A 20,554-nucleotide genomic window follows, 5' to 3' on the forward strand; every position below is an offset into this window, starting at 1 on the left:
GGTGGAGGCATCCAACTACATCGGGGCACCCAACAGTTTGCGAGGACCCGTGATCTAGTGTCCCTTACTTGGATTACCGCCCGCCTGACGAGAATGAACGGGAGATCCAGCGAGCGATAGGGGAAACTTCTTGGCTACATCATGAAGACGCTTACGCTTGGGTGCGTCAGCTGAGGGAAGAAACGGAAGCTTGGAGGAGGGAAATGGTTGCGCAGAACGGTTTTCCCTTGGACACACTCTTGTGATCGATTTCCTTCGCGGACGAGAAGAAGGAGTGCTCAGACGAAGAGGCTGACAATTCTGCCCCCGTTGACGTCGATTAAGCCCCGGTCGGTGATTTTCAGCTCCGGGCTCACAGGTAAAGCTGGCGTACAGAAAGACATGATCCCAGTGCGGTAGCCAAGCGAAAACATTGCCTGAAGCAACTCTTCCACTTCTTGGCCTACAGCGTCGAACCCTTTATCGCTTAAAATTCCCCCCACTGGCAAGCTCAGGTAGGAGAGGATCTTTCCGGCGACGACGGCACAGATTCCACCTTGCCTTTCCATGACGGTCCGGGCAGCAAGAAGCAAATCCTCTTTGCTCCGGCCGAGAACCAGGAGGTTGTGATGGTCATGCGCATAGGTCGTCGCCAAGGCCCCCCGGGTTAAAGCCGGTCCGGTGAGCAGCCCCTGCGCCTTGTTGCCGTTCTTTCCGTAGCGTTCAAACACGCCGATGAAAGCGTAAGGGCTTTCCTCCCATAGAAGTTCACACTCCCGCACCGGCAGGGAAGCGATTAGCATTCCGGTAAATGTGGTGCCTTCCGTAATCTTGATGATGCGGCAAGGCACCACGCCGCTTTTCTGCGGTGCCGCAATTCGAAAATCATCTAAAGAGATCGCAGGAAGATGCACACTATGGTAAAAGTAAGACGGAAAACTCTGTGCCGGAGCATCTTCCTGCCCGGCAAGGTGGGCTTCCCGGCCATTTTTATAAACCTTCACCGGCTGAAAGGAGGATAGATCTTTGGTTAGGAAAAAATCCGCCACTTTTCCCGGTGCAATACTGCCGCGGTCGGAAAGTTTCATGCGCGCGGCCGGTGAAGCTGTCGCCGCAAAAAGAGCCGTTTTCGGAGGCATACCCAGCTCAACCGCTTTGCTCAGCAAAGCATTCAGATGCCCTCGCCGCCAAAAACTATCGGCCATCCGGTCGTCAGTGACGAAACAGAAAAGCCCGTCTTTGTTGGTCAGAAAATCAATGTTCTCTCGGTTGATTGATTTCTCTTGAATTTCCACAAACATGCCCCGTTTCATCCGTTCGGACATGCCAGACGCCGTCTGTTGGGTATGATCAGAATCGATTCCGGCATAGATGAAACGGTTAAGATCGAGATCCTCAAGTTTGGGGCAATGCCCTTCAATAATAAAGCGCGGATCGCGCTGGCGCAGGTGGCGAAGAATCCGATTTGTCTTTCCTTCCGGGTTATGGATAATGTCCGGATAATTCATCACTTCGCCGAGGCAAATCACGTGTGGATCTTCGAGCAGTTTTTTCATCTCCGGCCAATCAAGTTCCCCACCGGACGTTTCAAAATCCGTCGACGGAACCGAGCTGGGAATGGCAAAAAAGATATCGGCTTCAAACTTTTTGCTGACTTCTATCATAGCCGATCCCCCTCCAAGCCGAAAACATTGGCCATTTCATGGGCATCCGCTACAACGCTAGTCACGGCGTTGCGCAAGAGACCTTCGGAGAAAGCCTGCGGTAACATCATCGAACTCTCAATATGCAGGTGAATGTCAATTAGCCCCGGTAGAAGATAGAAACCGTCGGCCACCAAGGTTTCTCCGGCGGCAAAATGCTCTTCTCCCGCCCCTCCGATATAGAAAAAACGCCCATCCTTTAGTGTCGATGTTCAACCAGAGGCTTTTGTACGGGCGCTTAAGGAGACGGGGGCTAAGATCTTAGGAATTTCTGTGCTTTTGACCTTTTCTATTCAGTCTGTGAAACGGGTCGTTGTCCTTTTGGAAGAGGCGGGCCTTAGAGATGAAGTCACGGTCATTCTTGGGGGGTATCCGGCGAACAAAATGATTCAAGAGTTTACGGGCGTCGATTACTTCTTTACCGATGTCATGCGCGCGGTCAAGCTTTTTCAGGAACTCGCTCAGCCAGGTGGAGATGTCGGAGAGTGAGCCGGATCACATTTTCGCAAGATTGATGTAGGTGCGATCGGCTCGGCTCCGCTCCGTTCGTGCTGTGACTTGCGACATGCTATTCTTTCTATTCACAATACATGTCTATACAACTAGACACATAGCCTGTCTCTGTTTTGCTGAACCTAAAAGATTTTTGTGACATGACTGAACCCCGGATGAAGCGAGGATTCAGCAAGGGAGGAACAATAGACGGAAAAGGGGACAGAACGCAAAATTTCAATGACTAGATCGCAAAGGTTAAAGGGCAAAATGAAAGGGGAAACAGGAGGTGTTGGTTCATGTCAGAGTATGGCGTCGATGATCAGGCCTTTGGTTCTGTCTAGCTTAATTTTAACTTAGGGGGATGATGAAGTATGTCAAAAACTACAGAGGAACTTTATGCAGAGCGCTTAGGCCGTTATCAGGCGACAATCGTGCTGGAACCGACGGATCGGATTCCCGTGGCCTCGGGAAGTAATTATTTCTCAGAAATCTATTCCGGCAACACTAACCAGGAGACAATTTATGATCCGGGCAAATGGCTGATCATTCAGCAGTGTAATGCGGCGATGTCCAGAATCGGGAAGCTCTTTGAAGAGAATGAGTACTACCTGAGCGAACTGATCATGTCCGGGAAGATTATGAAAGACGTCACGGGGGTCCTCGAACCGCTACTGGCTGAGGCCGGCAAGGCAACTGTGTCTTCCAAAGGGACTGTTATTATAGGGACAGTAAAGGATGATATTCACGATATTGGCAAAAATATCGTGACGACGTTACTAAAAGGAACCGGATTTAACGTCGTAGACTTAGGGGTAGATGTTCCGGCAGCGACTTTTATTCAAGCTCTCAGGGACACGGGAGCCAAAGTTCTCGGGCTGAGCACTTTACTCAATTTCACCTTTCCACAGATGAAGAATGTTATCGAAGAACTGGAAAAAGCCGGAATGCATAACAGCGTTAAAGTAATCATCGGTGGGGCTCCTCGTGACGAGGATGTTCGCAAATTCGTCGGAGCTGATTATTATGCCAAAGATGCAGCGGCCGGAGTCAGTGCCTGCAAAGAAATTTATGCCTAAGAGAAAATGGGTAGATATAGGACGGCTGGCCGCTTAAGCGATTAGCCTTTTCCTCACCTGGGATAGTATAGTGTCGGCGTGCGATGATAGCGTAGTTTTTTAGTCATGGAGGGACTTAGACATGGAGACCAGACTTACAGGTGTGAGCCAAGAGGTAATTATTACAAGCGCACCTTCCTCATCGGAGAACGGATTAATCCGACGAGCAAGAAAAAAGCGACGGCGGCCTTGGCAAACGGGGATTTTGAGTGGGCTCGTCAGGAGGCCAGAGAGCAGGTGGCCGCCGGAGCGGACATTTTGGACGTCAACGTCGGAGCAGGGAGTGTCGATGAAGTATGAACCAAGTCCGTAATACCTGGGCTTGCCAAGAGAGACCTCTGAGGAAACGGCTGTTTCAGTACTTGGAGGTGTCCGTCTAGAGAGCTTGGGTGGCAGAAATGGATAAAAAGGCCGGAAAGAAGCTTGGAGACTACTTTTACAGGTTGAAGCGGGGCGGACAAGCTGGCAAGCGCAGTAGGGCATCGGGAACTCTCTCTGCATCAAGGATTTCAAAGGAAATTCGCCAGGGCGATTACCTTTTAGGACTCAAGAGCGCCGGCCAAGGTATGTCCCACACTGAAGCCTAATGCCAATACGCGAGGAACTTTTTGCTATATCCTCTACGGCAAAAACAAACGACCATTTGATTTTTTTTCGGTGCAGTTTCGTCGAGAGAACGCGGACCTATCACGCAGAAATTCGCCGATGAGATCGGAGCCGATGCCTATGCCCCGGGCACCGGCTTTCATCATCCAGGTTCAAAGCGGAGGTTTACACGCGATTTAAGGGCTTGGTACACGATCACTGGATACATGATCAGAAGAGGGATTCGTTGCTGACAGAAAACGGTTTCGGCTGGCTATCCAGTAGACAAGCGCTGCAATAAGCATAGTGGGGTAGGTGGCGCCGATACCTGCGATGAACCACGGGATTTGTTTGAGGATGAAGTAGACGACAACACCCAATACCCAGACACCTAAGGCGGTCCAGTTGACGCCATTGCTGAACCAATAGCGGCTTTCTCGGCGATCAAGGTCACGGACATGATATTTCCGTTTTTTCAAGGTGAAGAAATCGATGATCATAATAGCAAAAACTGGGGCGAATACCATGCCGATATAATCAAGAAAGGCAATGAAAGTATTGAGAAAGCTGGCCAAAAAAACCGGAACCAGAGTTACGAAGGCGGAAATGACAGTGACTGACCACACGGCATGCTTAGCTTTCAATTTCGGGAAGATATTGGAAAGGGACATTCCGGCAGCCATTAAATTGACGGCGTTGGCCGTAGTGCTGGTCAAGACAATCACGACGAGGGCAAGCACACCCAAGCCCAGCTTTGTGGCGATGGTACTGGGGTCAGAGTTGTTCGGATCAAACGTTCCGGTGATAATGGCAGTTCCGATTGCGCCTAAGATGCCAACACCTGCAAACCAAAAGAGAGAAATGTTGGCGCCAATCATCGGAGCAATCATAGCAGAGGATTTATTCTTAGTATAACGAGTGAATTCGGCAATTGCTGGTACCCAACCAAGACTAAAGGCGGCCATGGCATCCATAGCCGATCCTAACGGCATAGCTTTGCCGGCAGGAGGTTGCCAGGTCAGGATCTCGTGCAAAGGGATATGCTGAATCACGACTACCGACTCCCACATGCCTAGGATAAGGAGAAGGACGACTCCTATGCGTTCTACGATTTTTACGGAGTGATGTCCGACTGCGACGGAGATGAGGTGCAACACACTCATGATTAAGATTCCCAGGACCAACACCTTGCTTGCGCCGGGTTGCCCGTAGGCGGGCCAGCCGAAAGCCTCGGCCGCGATAAATGAGATAGAGATAGAGGCAATAAAGGTATTGACGGCAGTCCAGCCGATAAATTGGGTGGCATTGAGCACGGATGGGAGATAACTGCCGCGGATGCCAAAGGATGGCCGGGTTAAGGCCATCGTTCCAACACCGGCTTTGAAGCCGATGTAACCGATAAGGGCCATGATTAAATAAGCTATCGGATTGGCTACCAAGGTTACTAAGACGGCTCCGCCAAAAGCCGCTCCGGCAACAACGCCGCCGATGAACCAGGTTCCGTTATTTCCGTTCGCGCCAATCCAAGTAGCGAGCATATCCAAAAAGCCGATGTCGCGATGGTCGTCAGGTACCGGCTCCAGGGTTCCATATTCGATTCGTTCTTCCGTCATCCATTATGCCCCCTTTCGTTATTTTACCAGGCGGATTGTCTCGGTCTTGCCGCCCAATACTACGTGTTGCTCTACGGGACGGCTGGTGGCGATAACTTTGCCAAAGCGTATTGAATAGAGGCACTCCGCTTCTAAGCGCAAAGCCTCAATGGGATCGCTGGCGTTCAAAATAATAAAGTTGGCGGGGTGTCCCTCTGAAATCTCATAATTCGGTATATTCATCACTTTAGCTGAGCTAGATGTGATCATTTTGAATACGTCGAGCATTTGTTGCCGCCCTGTCATTTGGGTTACATGCAGAAGCATGGAAGCGGCCATGAGCATGCTGCCTTTGCCCAGTTGGTACCACGGATCCATGATTGAATCATGTCCGATGGCTACAGTAAGGCCGGCTTCGTTAAGTTCTTTGACACGGGTCAGACCCCGTCGCTTGGGATAGGTGTCAAAGCGCCCCTGCAAAACTATGTTGTCGAGCGGGTTGGTGATCAGGTTGAGCTCAGCCTTCTTTAGCCAGCCTATGAGCTTAAAAGCGTAGGCGTTGTTATAAGAGTGCATGGCGGTGGTGTGGCTGGCTGTGACTCGTCCCTGAAAGTCTTTCTCTAAGGTTAAAGCGGCCATGTGTTCAATAAAGCGGGACTGTTCATCATCTGTTTCATCACAGTGGATGTCGATAAGCTTGTCATATTTCCGGGCAAGGGCAAAGGCAAAATCTAAAGATTCCAAGCCATATTCCCGGGTGATTTCGTAATGGGGAATACCCCCGACTACGTCGCAACCTTGCTCTATGGCTTCGGTCATGAGCTCTCTGCCGTTGGGATACGAGGGAATCCCCTCCTGCGGAAACGCAACGATTTGGATATCGGCGATTTCCTTAATTTCTTCCCGCAAATCCACCAAGGCGTGAAGCGCCGTTAGATTGGGGTCACAGACATCCACATGCGTGCGTATGTGTTGGACGCCCTGGACGACTTCCCAGAGGACCGCTTTTTTTGCCCGCATTTTTACATCATCGTAAGAAAGCGCGGATTTACGCCTGTTCCAGAGGGCGATGCCTTCCAAGAGAGTTCCGGAATGATTCCAATCAGGTTCACCCGCAGTTAGGACGGCGTCCAGATGAAGGTGAGGGTCAACGAACGGCGGGGAAAGAAGATTCCCGTGGGCATCGATTTCTTGTAGGGCACTCGCCTTAAGGCTGGGAACGATTGTTATAATCCGGCCATGCTCCACGCCAATATCGACAAGAACATCTTTTATTTTTGCCTGTCGAATGATCAAATCCATCATTAACACCTCTCTTATTTATTTTAGATTTAGGACATTGGGTAGAAGTCATTCAAAGAATTTCAAACCGTGTTCTCTCGAGCTGAACTAACAAATGGTTGGATGCCTGAAACTAGAAAATCGGTGGCGACATGAGGATGTCCTCCCTTCCAGAACCTTGTAACCGGTTACATTTTTCCACTAAGAAAGTTCTTCTTTTTATACTTTAGGGTATCGATCAGAATATTCAGCATTTACAAAAGAAGACATTCCGGAATATTAAGAGACGGTTAGTGAGGCTTAGTCAAATGTAACCGGTTTCGCATAGTATATCTGATTTCCCTCGGATAGTCTATTGTAAACACGACCCAAATTTTACGCGGGCTTATTGTAAGGATATAACAAATCCTACTTCCATTCTAGAACAAATGCTTTATCCGGGCATACACTTAAACACAAACCGCACCCTGTACAAAGATTCTGGTCAACAGTCACTTTGAATTTGCTTTTGTGGACGGCTTTGTAAATACAGCCTCGAACGCACAGATTGCAACTTAAGTCGGAGCACCCCTGCAAAGCCTTGGCGACATAGGGCTCAACTTTTATCTCTTCAAAAGATTTGAGGGATTGAAGGGCCTTGCCCCGGATTTGACCAAAGTCTGCCACGTTGTGTTGCATCAGCCAAGTTTCCAGATCGTGAATGATTTTGCTCAGAGAGTCCAGGCCGTTTAAGATTAAGGAAGTGCATAATTGAACGGTGCTTGCGCCGAGCATCATATATTCGAGGACATGATGGGAATTGCTGATTCCGCCAATTCCGCAGACGGGGATTTTTGCGGCCTGCGAGATAAGCGCCACTGCAGCCAAGCCGATGGGTCTGACAGGAGGGCCGGAATATCCCCCATATGTGGATAAGAGAGGCCTTCCAGATTCGAGGTCAACACCGATAATCGCGCGCACGGTATCAATGGCGCTCACGGCCGATGCCCCAGCCTGTTCTGCCGACATAGCCATTTTGGCCATGTTGGTGACGTTGGGCGAGAGTTTGACCATCACGGGTATGTTGACTCTCTGGACGACACTCTTCGTAAACGAATAAAGTTGCGCAGGATCGGCGAAGAGTCCTTCGAGGCCTTCACCGTGGGGGCATGCTACTCCTAATTCAATGGCATCTGCCCCGAATTTTTCTACCCGAAGGGCAATATCAGCCATTTCCGACGGGGTATGGGCCAATATATTGGCAATAATGACGGCTCCGTGGCTTTTGGCGTAGCGGATCTCATGTTCCCAAGCTTCTAAGCTAAACTCTGTATAGAGTTCGATATTTTGCATGCCTTCGCCCAGCGCCGCCAAGCGGGGGCGGACTTTCGGCCGGATTTCGTTGACGATGGTTTTGGTAACCACGGCCCCCGCTCCGGCCTCAACGGCTTGCCGCAGCATTTCGCCGGTCGCAGTAAGGGGCCCGGCCGCCACCATGATTGGGTTTTTGAGTTTGAGTCCCATGAAGTCCACAGCAAGGTCCATATAGGTTTCACCCCTCATTAATTGAATATCTCTCGCAGCCGGTTCTCGTGTCCACACGATTTCCTCACCATAAGTTTCGGTTGAAGCAGGATTTTCTGGGTTGCGTCTTCACCTGCACCGCCATCAATATGATCGAAGAGCAGGCGTGCGGCAATTAAGCCCATTTTGTGCACCGGGTGGGATACGGTTGTTAATTTTGGCTCCACCAGGGCCGACATTCGGATATCGTCAAAACCGGCGACCGCCACGTCGGAAGGCACTCGCAATCCTTGCGCCTTCACGGCGTCGATGGCGCCTATGGCCATGAGATCATTGGCGGCAAAAATAGCCTGTGGTTTTTCAGATAAGTGCAAAAGGCGCATTGTACCGAGATACCCCCCTTCGATTTCATTGTCTCCTTCCACGATATATTTTGCTTCCACGGTTAATTGGGCTTCTCGTAAAGCCTTTTTAAATCCTGAAAGTTTTTCTTGGCTTTCCCATTGGATAGCGGAGCCGCTAATATGGGCAATCCGTTGATACCCGACTTCTAACAGATGATGGACAGCCAGATAACTTCCATAAGCATAATCTGTGTAAACAATATCTGCTTCCAAATCCTGACGATAGCGGCCCGTAAGGACAAAGGGAATGTTATACTCTCTGATCTGAAGCAAATTGTCGTTCGTCAACAGGGTTGACATCAGAATCAAACCGTCTACTCTGCGTTCAATGAGCATCGTCAGGTAATCCCTTTCTTTTGCTATATCTTCTTCGGTGTTGCAGAGCAGCACATTATAACCTTTTTGATGGGCAACATCCTCAACGCCTTTTGCCATTTCAGGGTAGAGCGGATTAACGATATTGGGAATGAGTAGGGCGATGGTGCGTGTTCTGTTTAAGGCTAATCCCCGGGCCAGTCCATTGGGTGTAAAATGCAGTTCCTGCATGGCGGCCAGGACTGCATCGGCGGTTTTGGGCGACACGTTCGAGGCTCGGTTTAGGACTCGCGAAACTGTCGCAACGGAAACGCCTGCTTTTTTGGCTACATCTCGAATGTTTGCCATTTCCTCACCTCGATGTCACATTGACGCCACCTGGTTAGCTAGGCCTATTATAGCATGGTATTTTGATTTTATGTGAGTTAACACGGTTGTCAAGGGTGGTTGTGAGCAGCCTCACGTCCAGGTGTTTATAACATGATCACAACAAATTATCAGTGAGTTTAGAGTAGTTTTACAATGACAACCGGCGTGCGACTGGCTATACTTGAAACAGCTTAAATAGGTTTTTGGGGTGGTGTAACGAGATAGTTTCGAGCGAAGCAGCTTTGGGGAACTGCGACAACAATAAGTATAGCCGTAGGAGATGACTGATGATTGGGGCCGCCGATTAGACTGGGAAAGAGGGAGGCTGACCATGGATAGTGATTTTTTGTATATTAAACCCCCGTCACTTTCAGACCTCTTGAACCATTTGGAGTCCTGGGGAGAAAAAAGCAAAGTCTTGGCAGGGGGGACGGATCTCTTGGTTCTTTTGCGTCGTCATGACCTGAGTCCATCCTATGTTGTTGACATTAAGGGGATCGAGGAACTCCAAAGGCTGGAAGAAGTTGAGGGCGGGGATATCTTTTTGGGCGCAGGGCTTACGGTAAATGAAGCAGCTCATTCCGGCCTGGTGCAAAAACGTTATAAAGCCTTGGCTGATGCAGCCAATAAGCTGGCTTCTTATCAGCTGCGCAACCGGGCTACCGTGGTGGGAAACATCTGCAACGCTTCTCCGGGGGCGGATTTAGCGGGTCCCTTATTGGTCTTTGACGCGAAAGTACAGATTGTTTCGACCCAGGGGAAGCGTGAGGTTTTGCTTCAAGACTTTTTTACCGGTGTGAAGAAGACGATTTTGCGTCCGCAAGAACTTCTCTACGGTCTTACCCTACCGGCTGTCACTGCGGGGGAACGCAGCATTTATCTCAAGCTAGCGCGTATTAAGGGGCATGACCTGGGAATCGTAGGCGTTGCGGGACGGTTGGACAGCCGGAAGAAGTTCCACTTGGCCATGTCTTCTGTCGCGCCGACCCCTCTGCGGCTCACGCGCCTGGAGGCGCTGCTCAATGGCTCGTCCCGGAGTGCGGAATTGCCGGATCAGGCCGCTGAGGCCGTGCAGGAGGAGATTAGGCCGATTTCCGATGTGCGCGCTTCAGCTGCATACCGGCAGCATATGGCCGGGGTTCTCGTTAAACGCGTCGTCCAATACCTGGTTCAAGAAGGCGGTGAATAAGATGTGTGCGGAGCATGAACATAAGGCTGCCCAGACATATCAGGATTCCGGTTTGCCTCGGGTACTTCTGAACTGCACGGTCAACGGGGAGAACGTGTCACAGTGGATTGATCCGACTATGTCACTGCTGCACTTTTTACGCCACGAATTGAACTTGTTGGGTACAAAAGAGGGATGTGGAGAAGGCGAATGCGGAGCGTGCACGATCATTTTCAACGGCAGGGCCGTGAATTCCTGTCTGGTGCTGGCTCAGGAAGCGGAAGGAAGCCGGATTCTGACGGTGGAGGGTCTGGGTCAAGAAGGACAACTTTCCATCCTGCAGCAGGAGTTTATTAAAGAAGACGCCCTGCAATGCGGGTTCTGTACTCCGGGAATGTTGATGTCGGCGCGCGCCCTTTTAGACCGGAATCCTGAACCGGAGGAGGAAGAGATCAAGGAAGCTATAGCGGGCAACCTTTGTCGTTGTACGGGCTATTATCCGATTATTGAGGCGATTAAGAAGGCTTCTGAGCGGGAAAAGGAGGCGAGTCAGCGATGACGCTAGTGATGGAAGGAAGAAGCGAAGGAGCGATGAGGGAAGCGGGCTATCGTTATGTGGGCCACTCCCCAGATCGTCAAGAGGCCCTAGAGAAGGTAACGGGACGGGCTCGGTATGTCCATGACATGGAACTTCCAGGTATGCTTTATGCCAAAATGCTGCATTCTCCCTATGCTCATGCTGAAATTCTCTCCCTTGATGTGTCCGAAGCTAAAGCCTTGCCTGGGGTAAAAGCGGTGCTCACTGGCAGGGAGCTTCCGTATCTGCTGGGACTCTACATGGTGGATAAACCGATTTTGGCCCAGCATAAGGTCCGTTATCAGGGGGAACCTGTGGCCGCGGTGGCCGCTGTCGATACCAGGACGGCCGCGAAGGCCTTGTCCCTGATTAAGGTTGAGTACCAGCCGCTTCCTGCCGTCTTGTCGGTGGAAGAGGCTTTGACAGGTGGGGTTTTGGTTCATGAGGATATCAACACCCTGGATTACGTCAAAGGGGTATTTTTCCCCCAACCCAACTCTAACATTGCTAGTTGGCACAAAACCATTAAAGGAGACATTCAAAAAGGATTCGCCCAAGCGGAACTTACCATTGAGAACGAATGGCGCCTGCCCCAGGTTGCCCATGTTCCTTTGGAGACGCATGTCGTGATTGTTCAGGCGGATCCTTATTCGCCTAAAGTCAAGATTTGGTCTTCGTCCCAGTCTCCTTTTGCGGTGCGGAATCTGTTGGCTAAGGCCTTCGGCATTTCCCGGGGGGATATTACCGTAGTTGTGCCATATATCGGTGGAGGATTTGGCGGCAAGGCCGGGATTCATTTGGAACCGCTGGGTGTCGTGCTCTCGCGGGTTTGTCAGGGCCGTCCGGTAAAGATTCAGGCGACGCGGGAAGAGGAATTCAATCAATTGCCGACCCGGGAAGGGTTGAGAGGAAGAGTTAAAACCGGAGTGACTAAAGACGGTAAGATCGTTGCCGAGGAAATCTATTTTGACTGGGACGGTGGTGCCTATGCGGACTACTCCGTTAATGTAGGCCGGGCCGCCGGGTATGCCGGCGCAGGTCCCTATGAAATTCCCAATATTGAATTGCATTCACGGACGCTCTATACCAACAAGGTATTTGGGACGGCCTATCGCGGCTTTGGCCATCTGGAAACGCATTGGGTTATTGAACGGCAAATGGACTTGGCGGCGCAGGCTTTGGAGATGGATCCCTATGAGTTTCGAATGAAGAATCTTCTCAGGGAGGGTGCAACCACGATCACGGGTGAAAAAATAACCGCTCATTCGGGGTGCGTGGATCAATGTCTGGAAGCGGTGGCGAAAGAGATTGCCTGGACCGGATACCAAAGCGCTGCGGAGCGGGAGAAAGCTTTCAAGACCGGCAAGGTGAGAGGTAAAGGCTTGGCTGTGCTGCATAAAGCTCCGGCGATGCCGCCTAACACGTCAACATCGGCGATTATGCAGATGGATGAGGATGGGACCGTGCGTCTTTTGTTAGGTGCCATTGACATGGGGCAAGGGGCTTACACGACTATGGCTCAGATTGCGGCGGAAGTCCTGGATATGCCGCTGGAGAAAGTGAAAGTCATCTGGGAAAACGATACGGACAAAAATCCCTATGACTGGCAAACCGTGGCTTCGAAATATACCTTTATGGGAGGGAATGCCGTTATTCGCTGCGCTCAGGATCTTTTGCGCCAGATGAAAGAAGTGGCGGCCTGTGTGCTGCGCTGTCCCGTGGATGAATTGACGCATGGAAATGAGAGGATCCGCCATATTCAGCATCAAGATAAAGCCATTGCTTTTAAGGATCTGGCTTTGGGCTATGCCTATCAAAACGGAACGGGAATCGGGGGTCCGCTGATTGGCAGGGGAGTTTATATGGCAGAGGGTTTGACGAATCTGGACCCGGCGACAGGCCAAGGGTTGCCTGCCTTGGATTGGACGTACGGGGCGCATGGGGCTGAGATCGAAATCGACGTGGAGACCGGAGAGATCCATGTGCTTAAAATTGCCTCCGCCTTCGATGTTGGACAGGTGATCAACCGCAAGCTGGCCGTAGGACAAGTCGTGGGCGGGGTGATTCAGGGATTAGGCTCGGCCCTGATCGAAGGGTACAAATACAGCCCGGAGGGGCGGTTGCTGAATCCGTCTTTTACCGATAACAAGATTCCGACAGCCAAAGATATCCCAGATCGCGTCGTGCCAATTTTCATTGAGAATCCGCAACGTGACGGGCCTTTTGGGGCCAGGGGGGTGGGGGAACATCCCATGATTTCCGTGCCTTCCGTGCTGGCGAACGCGGTTTATGACGCTCTGGGGGTGAATTTCTACGAGCTTCCCCTCTCTCCGGAACGGATTGTGTCGGGCTTGGCGCGTCAAAAAGAGTAATGGGGAAAGAGGAATGGTTGTGGTACAAGGGAAAGTTTGGGGTCGGGATTTTGCTCGACGCATCCGGGAAGAGGAGTTTGCAGTTCACAGTGTCTTTCAGAGCGTGTGCAATCTCCAGGCGGATCCGTCACAGCCCTTGTTGAGCCTAGTCAATAGAGCAGAAGCTCTGGCTCCCAATGCTTTGCTTGTAGAGGGGAGTTTGTTTCGTAAAGTTTGCCGAGTGGGGGAAAAGGTTCAGTTCTGGTCCCAAATCCTGATGAGCGGGGAGTATAGGGTGGATTGCCGGGGGGTGGCAGAGGAGGAACTTCAGGCTCCACTGCAACGCCAAGGCCAATCGCAGACCCAACTCCAACGTCAATTCCAATCCCAATTCCGGTTAACTCCCCCCCGAAGCGGTCCGGCGGCACTGCAGGCGGTGGAGACTTGGCTGGAGATTCACTTTCCGGGTTTCCGGGCTGAATACAGTCCGCTGAGGCAGAGCCTGAGGAAGGCCCTGTTGAGGGAAGATGCGTCTCTACTGCATAACGTTTTAAGTAGGTTGATCGGTTCGGGTCCCGGATTAACGCCGGCCGGAGATGATTTCGCGGCAGGGGTGCTGTTAGCCTACACCCGGGGAATTCGTGCGGCGGCGTCCAAGGAAGGGTTGTCTCCTGTCAACAGTTCTAAAGCGGAGGTACCCGCAGTTACTGGGTGCCAAGAAGGGTTGTTACCCGGCGTTATCAGCGCTGGGCGCCGGGAGGGATTCTTCGCCGACATAGTCGGGATCGCGCAGGCTTTACTGCCCTTGACGAATGCGATCAGCCAGACGATGCTGGTCTACGCCGTGCGGGGAGAAGGGGCTCTGTATGTCACGGGGGTCGTGGACGGAATTTACGGCAATGCCGGAGATGTTGTCGCCGCGGCAGCAAAGCTGAGCCGTATTGGAGCATCATCCGGGCGTTACTTGCTAGCGGGCGTGCTATTAGGCTGCGAGGTCTATCAGACGAGATTCTCAAAATTTTAATAAAGGGGGTAGGCGCAGGATATGAAAGAGAAAATCATCGTTCAGGCCAATCGTTATGCGGATTCAGTAACCCTGATGCTGGTCTCCCAGAGGGTTCAGCAGCTGCCTGGAATTGAAGCGGCGTTAGTGGGGATGGGTAGCCCCTTGAACCTGGATGTGCTGCAAACTCTGGATTTTCAGGAAGAAATCAGCGCCGGAGCCAATGATTTGATCATTGCTCTGCGCGGGAGGGATGACGATGCCGTCCAGAACGCGTTGGATCAGATGGAGGCTCTGATGCGGGTGCAGGGAACTTCCAGTTCCGGTCAGGCCGAGGAGCGGCCCAAGTCATTGGTTCAGGCTTTAGCCAAGCAAAAGGGCAATTTGGCTTTGATCTCTGTCCCGGGGGTTTACGCGCCCAGGGAGGCCCGCAAGGCTTTGGAACAAAATCTTCATGTGATGTTGTTCAGCGACAATGTCTCCCTGGCAGACGAGGTTGAACTAAAGAAACTGGCGCACAGCCGGGAGCTTTTGCTCATGGGACCTGACTGCGGCACCGCAATCCTGAACGGGGTGCCGCTGGCGTTTGCCAATGTGGTGCGCAGGGGTGTAATTGGCATCGTGGCCGCTTCGGGAACCGGGGCGCAAGAGGTCAGCGTTCAGATTGACCGGATGGGTCAAGGAGTGTCCCAAGCGATTGGCACGGGTGGGCGTGATCTGCACGAGGCTGTGGGTGGGATCATGATGCTGGATGGGATTGAGGCGCTGCGACAGGATCCGGAGACCAAGGTTATCGTGGTCGTCTCCAAACCCGCGGCCCCGGCTGTCGCGGCTAAAGTCCTTAGGGCTTTGTCAGAGAGCGGAAAACCCTCGGTGCTCTGCGTGATCGAGTCGAAGGGAGGGATCCGGGGGAATGCAGAGGTGACGGTTGCCCGTAATTTGCTGGAAACGGCTCAAAAGGCGGTGCAGTTGGCCGGGGGAGCAGCGATTCCCCAAAAGTCCGCCGACCAGGCGGAAATTTATGGATTTGCTTCAGCTTTGCGTCCTGAGCAAAAATATGTGCGCGGTCTTTTTTCCGGAGGGACGCTTTGCGATGAGGCGATGGCAATACTGAGCGAGAAATTGGGGCTTATATATTCTTATGGCCCACTCGATCCGGCGGGTCAGTTGCCCGATCCGAATAAATCCTTCCAAAACACGGTGCTGGATCTGGGTGATGATTTTTTTACCGTCGGCCGGCCCCATCCGATGATCGATTTAACGTTGCGTAAACAAAGGATAATAGAAGAGGCCAAGGATCCGGAAGTTGCGGTTATCTTGCTAGATGTCGTTTTGGGATACGGCGCTCACCCGGATCCGGCCGGCGAGTTGGTGCCTGTGCTGGTTGAGGCCCGGGGGAAAGCGGCGGGAGGCAGCGGAGGCAGTGTCGTGTTTGTCGCCTATGTCTGCGGAACGGCCGGGGATCCTCAAGATTACAACAAACAGGTTAAGGCTCTGCAAGAAGCGGGTGTCAGAGTCTTTGCCTCAAACGTCGAAGCGGCAGAGTTTACAGCGGGAATCTTGGAGGCAGCACAGGGAGGTGGACAACGATGAGCATCCGGGATTTGTTTGCGACAGAGCTGGCGGTGATCAACCTTGGGATTCCGTCCTTTTATGACGATCTTTTACGCCAGGGACTGCCGGTGCTTCAAGTTGACTGGAAGCCCCCGGCCGGAGGAGATCCGGAAATGGTCGCCGCCTTGGAAAAATTGGAAACCGTGCGGGACAAAGTTGAGGCAGGGAACCGGGAAGCTTTCCGGCGCTTGAGTGAAGCCCATCCCTATTTAGAGGGAATCGGAACGGCCCGTGATCTTATCCCAGGGCTGGGGGAACATATGTTGTTGCATGCCGGGCCGCCCATCTCTTGGGAACATATGAGCGGACCGGTGCGGGGTGCGGTCATCGGGGCTATTCTCTATGAGGGCTGGGCCCAGTCGGCGGAAGATGCGGAGAAAATGGCCTCCTCCGGGGGGATTGCCTTCAGCCCCGCCCATGAACACAACGCCGTCGGTCCGATGGCCGGCATCGTATCTCCGTCTATGCCTGTCTTTATCATCCATAACCGCACCCATGGCAATTATGCGTACTGTACTCTTAACGAAGGCTTGGGCAAGGTTTTGCGTTTTGGAGCGTTTGGCGCTGATGTCCTGGAGCGGTTGAAATGGATGGCGGAAGAGCTGGCTCCGGCCTTGAAAAAAGCTCTCGAACTCTCCGAAGGCATTGATCTCAAGGGCCTGATGGCGCAAATGCTGCACATGGGAGATGAGGGGCACAACCGAAATAAATCTGGGACGTCTTTGTTTTTCAGGATCATCGCGCCTTTGCTGCTGAAAGCGGACCTTGAGCCCCAAACGGTACGGCGGTGTCTGGAGTTTATCGACAGCAATGACCACTTTTTCTTAAATCTCTCCATGCCGGCCTGCAAGGCGATGCTCGATGCGGCGGCCGGGGTCGAATATAGCACCCTAGTCACGGCGATGACCCGAAATGGGACGGATTTTGGCCTACGGGTTGCCGGAACGGGGAGTCGCTGGTTTACCGCTCCGGCCAACTATGTGGAAGGACTTCTCTTTCCCGGGTTTACGGCACAAGATGCCAACCCAGATCTAGGCGACAGCGCGATTACGGAAACATGCGGCTTGGGAGGGTTTGCTATGGCCGCGGCCCCGGCTATTGTGCAGTTTGTGGGCGGGACGGCGTCCATGGCCTTGGAGTTCAGTCATTTGATGTATCAGATAACTTACGGCGAAAATGCCGTCTTCACGATTCCAGCCTTGAACTTCCGGGGCACGGCGACGGGGATTGACGTGCGCCAAGTGGTCGAGTTGGGAGTGCTGCCGGTCATCAATACCGGTATTGCCCACCGTGAGGCCGGGGTCGGCCAGGTCGGAGCGGGTCTGGTGAGGCCTCCCATGGCCTGTTTTGAAAAAGCCTTATCTGCTTTAGCGGAAACTATTTGAAAACGTCTGCATGAACAAAGCAAGCCGTGTAAGCTAAACACTATTATAAAATTAAGGAGTGGTTATCATGCTTAAACACTGGGATCAAGTACAAATGTATGACCTGACGCAGAAACTGAGCCACCTGACCCCGCCTTGGCCGACGTACGAGCCTCTGCAAATCAAATTTTTCAAACGTCTTAGCTCCAACGGTGCCAATGGGCAGGTGATTACCACATCCAACCATGTGGGCACTCATTTGGACGGCTCGCTCCATTTTTGTACGCACGGTCGGGATATTGCGGCGATTCCCCTGGAGGATTTGATTGGAGAAGCTGTCGTGGTCGACCTGAGTGACATCGCTGAGGATTACGGAATTTACACATCCCAGGATATTATGAAGAGGGTCGAAGTCAAAAAGAGGGATATCTTGCTCATCAACACAGGCTATCATAAATATGGCTGGGACCAGCCTGAGGCGGACGAAGTGCGTTATATGGTGAAGCATCCGGGGCCGACGAAGGAATTTTCGGCCTGGTGCCGACAAATGGAATTCAAGTGGGTCGGGGTGGATTGCGGTTCTGCGGACCATCCGATGAATACGAAAATTAGAGAATGGGCACCGCGTGAAGCCAGGGAGTGTGAGGCTTACTTTCAGGAGAAATATGGCAAATCCCTTGATGACATTTTTCCGCCACAGGATTATCAGCTGATGCACGTTGATCTTTTCCCGTACAACATCATTCATGCCGAGAATTTAGGGGGAGAAATCGATAAAGTGTTGAATAAACGCCTGATCGCGGGTTGTTACCCGTGGCGTTTTGAAGGCGGAGAGTCTTCGATCTGTCGGATCGTCGCTTATGATGAAAAGTAAGGCACAGCAAACGTTGGTCTTGGCATTTGGCGGGAATGCTATTACAAAAGAAGGACAGAAAGGAAGCTTCAGCGAGCAACTGGAAAATATTGAAGCAAGCTGCCGCCAAATTACCGGTTTAGCCTTGGCGGGGCATCATATGGTAATTACCCACGGGAATGGTCCCCAAGTTGGAAGTTTGCTTATCAAAAACGAGCTGGCTAAGGATATCGTTCCCCCGATGCCCTTGGATGTCTGTGGAGCGAATACTCAGGGATCACTTGGCTATGCTATCGTGCAGACGCTGCAAAACATGCTGCGCAAGTCCGGAAATCCTCGTGAACTGGTCGCCCTCATGACCCGGAGCGTGGTGGATCCGGCGGATCCGGCGTTTCAGAATCCGACGAAGCCTGTAGGCCCGTTCTTTACGCGGGAACAAGCGGAAGAACTGATCCGGCTGTATGCTTACCATATGCGGGAGGACAGCGGTCGGGGATGGCGGCGGGTGGTGCCCTCGCCGCGTCCGGTAGCAATTCTGGAGCGAAGCGTGATTCAAGGACTGGTGGAAAACGGTGTCATCGTGGTAGCTGTCGGGGGTGGCGGCATACCGGTGAGTGATAAGGAGGGAAGATATATCGGGATCGAGGCCGTGATCGACAAGGATCTGGCGGCTGAAAGATTGGCTCAGGATATTAAGGCAGATGTTTTCGCGATTTTGACAGGAGTGCGTAAGGTCTGTCTGGATTACAGGAAACCGGGTCAAAAGGATCTTGATGTTCTGCGCGCTTCCGAGGCCACGGAATATTTGGCCCAAGGACAATTTCCTTCCGGAAGCATGGGACCTAAAATCGAGGCGGCTGTGCATTTCGTCGAACACAGCGGCAATCCGGTGATTATCACCGACTTTGAGCATGTTCAGGCGGCTTTAAACGGTCAGGACGGAACAAGGATTATACCTGATTAGAAGAAAAGACGGAGGTTATGAATCATGCTGGATGCCATACTCAAACGTCATAGTGTCAGAGAATTTCGCAGAGATAGTCTTTCTCCCGAGGTCTTGACGGAATTGATCGAGGCTATGCGCCTTGCTCCGTCGGCTAATAACATCCAACCCTGGAAGTTCATCATTGTGACCGGAACGAATCGGGCCAAAGTTGCCGGGGCCTGTGTTCAAGAATTTGTGGCCGAGGCCCCAGCTCTAGTCATAGCTTTATCTGAAGAGAGTCGCGACGATTACAATTTAGCCTTTGCCGTATCCCATCTTTTATTAGAAGCGGCGGCGAGAGGGTTTGGCACGTGTGTGGTACGTTCTTTTGCGGAGGATCAAGTGAAAGAGGTGTTAGATATACCGACGAACTACCATGTTTTCGCCGTCATACCGGTGGGTTACGCGCGGGAAAACATGGATAGCTCGCATGACCGCAAGGGTTTAGCGTCCATTTTGAGTTGGGAAACATTTTAGTGCGGCCTTGTTTGCGGTTTAACAGAGTGTTCCGCAGAATACTCGTTAAGCAGAATGCTCGTTAAATAGAAGCAGCTAAAATTACATGATTGAACTTGAGAGGAGAATGTAAAAATGGCAGTATTGGACAAAATGGAAGCTCAATTGCGACCGGTGGAAACCCCTATGGTCCCTTATCCCGCGAAGTACATTACCCAAGCTTCAGGGGAAAAGTTAGTGGTTCATCAATTGAGCCGGGACGATGTCCCTCACTTGCTGAAAGCGATCCAGCCTTTGACCACGGTGGAAAAGGATTTCTACGATGTGGTGGCCTGCCGGGTGGTGTCCGAGCTCGTGGGCTGGCTGCGCTACCGGGTGAAAGACGAGTACTGTTTGCTCGGCACCGTGAACGGCGAGATTGTGGGCATGGTAAACGGACGGATGCTGACGGAAAAAATCGGTATGTCATATCACACCTTGGCGATTAGGCAGGGCTTGCGCCTGGGGGCTCAGTTATTTGCCGCCAAAATGGAATATCACATGGATTTTCTTAAACAGGATGAAGTGTGGGTGGTGGCAGAAAGCCCTAACGGTTTTAAGCGCTGGATGATCGAGTACGAACTTGAACCGCGTTTTGAGCAATGGCATGAACTGGGGGGAGTTCCGACCTACGTATTGACCCGTAAACTATGGGAAAAGCACAAAGCCGCAAAATGCGGCGGTCGGCGTCCGGTGCCGGAGGAGCTGATGGCTGTGGCCAAACAGATGATTCTTCCGTCCACATACGGCCAGATCCCAGGTTATCGGAGAGAAGCGTAAAAAGGGGAGAACGGCGAAAAGAA

The 20,554-nt window shown here is 52.0% G+C and carries 18 protein-coding genes and 1 pseudogene; 13 read left to right on the plus strand and 6 right to left on the minus strand.

The window, feature by feature from the left end; translation table 11 throughout:
* Positions 1 to 278: 278 nt before the first annotated feature.
* Positions 279 to 1,643 (minus strand): adenine deaminase C-terminal domain-containing protein, encoded by a 1,365-nt coding sequence (locus tag MNU25_RS07645; RefSeq protein WP_240984519.1) that lies wholly within the window; start codon positions 1,641 to 1,643, stop codon positions 279 to 281.
* Entirely contained in the window at positions 1,640 to 1,816 is a 177-nt protein-coding gene (locus MNU25_RS07650) for an amidohydrolase family protein (RefSeq protein WP_240984520.1), read from the minus strand. The genes MNU25_RS07645 and MNU25_RS07650 overlap by 4 nt, the downstream gene beginning before the upstream one ends.
* An 82-nt stretch (positions 1,817 to 1,898) precedes the next feature.
* Between MNU25_RS07650 and MNU25_RS07655 the strand changes: the two are divergent.
* From MNU25_RS07655 to MNU25_RS07665, 3 genes and pseudogenes are all read left to right on the plus strand, one after another.
* Positions 1,899 to 2,171 (plus strand): annotated as a pseudogene (locus MNU25_RS07655) (cobalamin B12-binding domain-containing protein); the annotation flags it as partial.
* A 377-nt stretch (positions 2,172 to 2,548) separates the two neighbouring features.
* Positions 2,549 to 3,253: a cobalamin B12-binding domain-containing protein gene (locus MNU25_RS07660; protein ID WP_240984521.1), complete on the plus strand. Its 705-nt coding sequence runs from the start codon at positions 2,549 to 2,551 to the stop codon at positions 3,251 to 3,253.
* 105 nt (positions 3,254 to 3,358) lie between these two features.
* On the plus strand, positions 3,359 to 3,592 hold the full coding sequence (locus MNU25_RS07665) for a dihydropteroate synthase (protein WP_240984522.1): 234 nt from the start codon (positions 3,359 to 3,361) through the stop codon (positions 3,590 to 3,592).
* A 482-nt stretch (positions 3,593 to 4,074) separates the two neighbouring features.
* On the opposite strand, the gene MNU25_RS07670 is transcribed toward MNU25_RS07665, so the two are convergent.
* The 4 genes from MNU25_RS07670 to MNU25_RS07685 form a co-directional block, all read right to left on the minus strand.
* The gene (locus MNU25_RS07670; RefSeq protein WP_240984523.1) at positions 4,075 to 5,490 is read right to left on the minus strand and encodes a cytosine permease; all 1,416 of its coding nucleotides are present in this window, start codon (positions 5,488 to 5,490) and stop codon (positions 4,075 to 4,077) included.
* An 18-nt stretch (positions 5,491 to 5,508) separates the two neighbouring features.
* Positions 5,509 to 6,765 carry a cytosine deaminase gene (codA, locus tag MNU25_RS07675; RefSeq protein ID WP_240986769.1) on the minus strand — a complete coding sequence of 419 codons (1,257 nt, stop codon included), beginning with the start codon at positions 6,763 to 6,765 and terminating at the stop codon, positions 5,509 to 5,511.
* 393 nt (positions 6,766 to 7,158) lie between these two features.
* Positions 7,159 to 8,274, minus strand: a complete 1,116-nt coding sequence (locus tag MNU25_RS07680) for a tRNA-dihydrouridine synthase (protein ID WP_240984524.1) — start codon at positions 8,272 to 8,274, stop codon at positions 7,159 to 7,161.
* Positions 8,275 to 8,291: 17 nt separating this feature from the next.
* Positions 8,292 to 9,320 carry a LacI family DNA-binding transcriptional regulator gene (locus MNU25_RS07685; RefSeq protein WP_240984525.1) on the minus strand — a complete coding sequence of 343 codons (1,029 nt, stop codon included), beginning with the start codon at positions 9,318 to 9,320 and terminating at the stop codon, positions 8,292 to 8,294.
* A gap of 352 nt (positions 9,321 to 9,672) precedes the next feature.
* Here MNU25_RS07685 and MNU25_RS07690 point away from each other — a divergent pair, with 352 nt between their 5' ends.
* The 10 genes from MNU25_RS07690 (at position 9,673) to MNU25_RS07735 (ending at position 20,531) form a co-directional block, all read left to right on the plus strand.
* Complete coding sequence (locus MNU25_RS07690; RefSeq protein WP_240984526.1) at positions 9,673 to 10,530, plus strand: FAD binding domain-containing protein; 858 nt, start codon at positions 9,673 to 9,675, stop codon at positions 10,528 to 10,530.
* A 1-nt stretch (position 10,531) separates the two neighbouring features.
* The gene (locus MNU25_RS07695; protein ID WP_240984527.1) at positions 10,532 to 11,068 is read left to right on the plus strand and encodes a (2Fe-2S)-binding protein; all 537 of its coding nucleotides are present in this window, start codon (positions 10,532 to 10,534) and stop codon (positions 11,066 to 11,068) included.
* On the plus strand, positions 11,065 to 13,458 hold the full coding sequence (locus tag MNU25_RS07700; protein WP_240984528.1) for a xanthine dehydrogenase family protein molybdopterin-binding subunit: 2,394 nt from the start codon (positions 11,065 to 11,067) through the stop codon (positions 13,456 to 13,458). The genes MNU25_RS07695 and MNU25_RS07700 overlap by 4 nt, the downstream gene beginning before the upstream one ends.
* A gap of 19 nt (positions 13,459 to 13,477) precedes the next feature.
* A complete protein-coding gene (locus MNU25_RS07705; RefSeq protein ID WP_240984529.1) occupies positions 13,478 to 14,461 on the plus strand; it encodes an oxamate carbamoyltransferase subunit AllH family protein in 984 nt (327 codons plus the stop codon).
* Between the two features lie 21 nt (positions 14,462 to 14,482).
* Positions 14,483 to 16,033, plus strand: coding sequence for an acyl-CoA synthetase FdrA (gene fdrA, locus MNU25_RS07710; RefSeq protein WP_240984530.1), 1,551 nt, complete (start codon positions 14,483 to 14,485; stop codon positions 16,031 to 16,033).
* On the plus strand, positions 16,030 to 17,439 hold the full coding sequence (locus MNU25_RS07715; protein WP_240984531.1) for a YlbE family protein: 1,410 nt from the start codon (positions 16,030 to 16,032) through the stop codon (positions 17,437 to 17,439). The genes fdrA and MNU25_RS07715 overlap by 4 nt, the downstream gene beginning before the upstream one ends.
* Before the next feature lie 67 nt (positions 17,440 to 17,506).
* The gene (locus tag MNU25_RS07720) at positions 17,507 to 18,292 is read left to right on the plus strand and encodes a cyclase family protein (protein WP_240984532.1); all 786 of its coding nucleotides are present in this window, start codon (positions 17,507 to 17,509) and stop codon (positions 18,290 to 18,292) included.
* Positions 18,279 to 19,235, plus strand: coding sequence for a carbamate kinase (gene arcC, locus MNU25_RS07725; RefSeq protein WP_240984533.1), 957 nt, complete (start codon positions 18,279 to 18,281; stop codon positions 19,233 to 19,235). The genes MNU25_RS07720 and arcC overlap by 14 nt, the downstream gene beginning before the upstream one ends.
* 24 nt (positions 19,236 to 19,259) lie before the next feature.
* Positions 19,260 to 19,733 carry a nitroreductase family protein gene (locus MNU25_RS07730; protein WP_240984534.1) on the plus strand — a complete coding sequence of 158 codons (474 nt, stop codon included), beginning with the start codon at positions 19,260 to 19,262 and terminating at the stop codon, positions 19,731 to 19,733.
* 114 nt (positions 19,734 to 19,847) lie between these two features.
* On the plus strand, positions 19,848 to 20,531 hold the full coding sequence (locus MNU25_RS07735; RefSeq protein WP_240984535.1) for a hypothetical protein: 684 nt from the start codon (positions 19,848 to 19,850) through the stop codon (positions 20,529 to 20,531).
* Positions 20,532 to 20,554: the final 23 nt, after the last annotated feature.

Source organism: Acididesulfobacillus acetoxydans, assembly GCF_902729405.1.
Taxonomy (GTDB): domain Bacteria; phylum Bacillota; class Desulfitobacteriia; order Desulfitobacteriales; family Desulfitobacteriaceae; genus Acididesulfobacillus; species Acididesulfobacillus acetoxydans.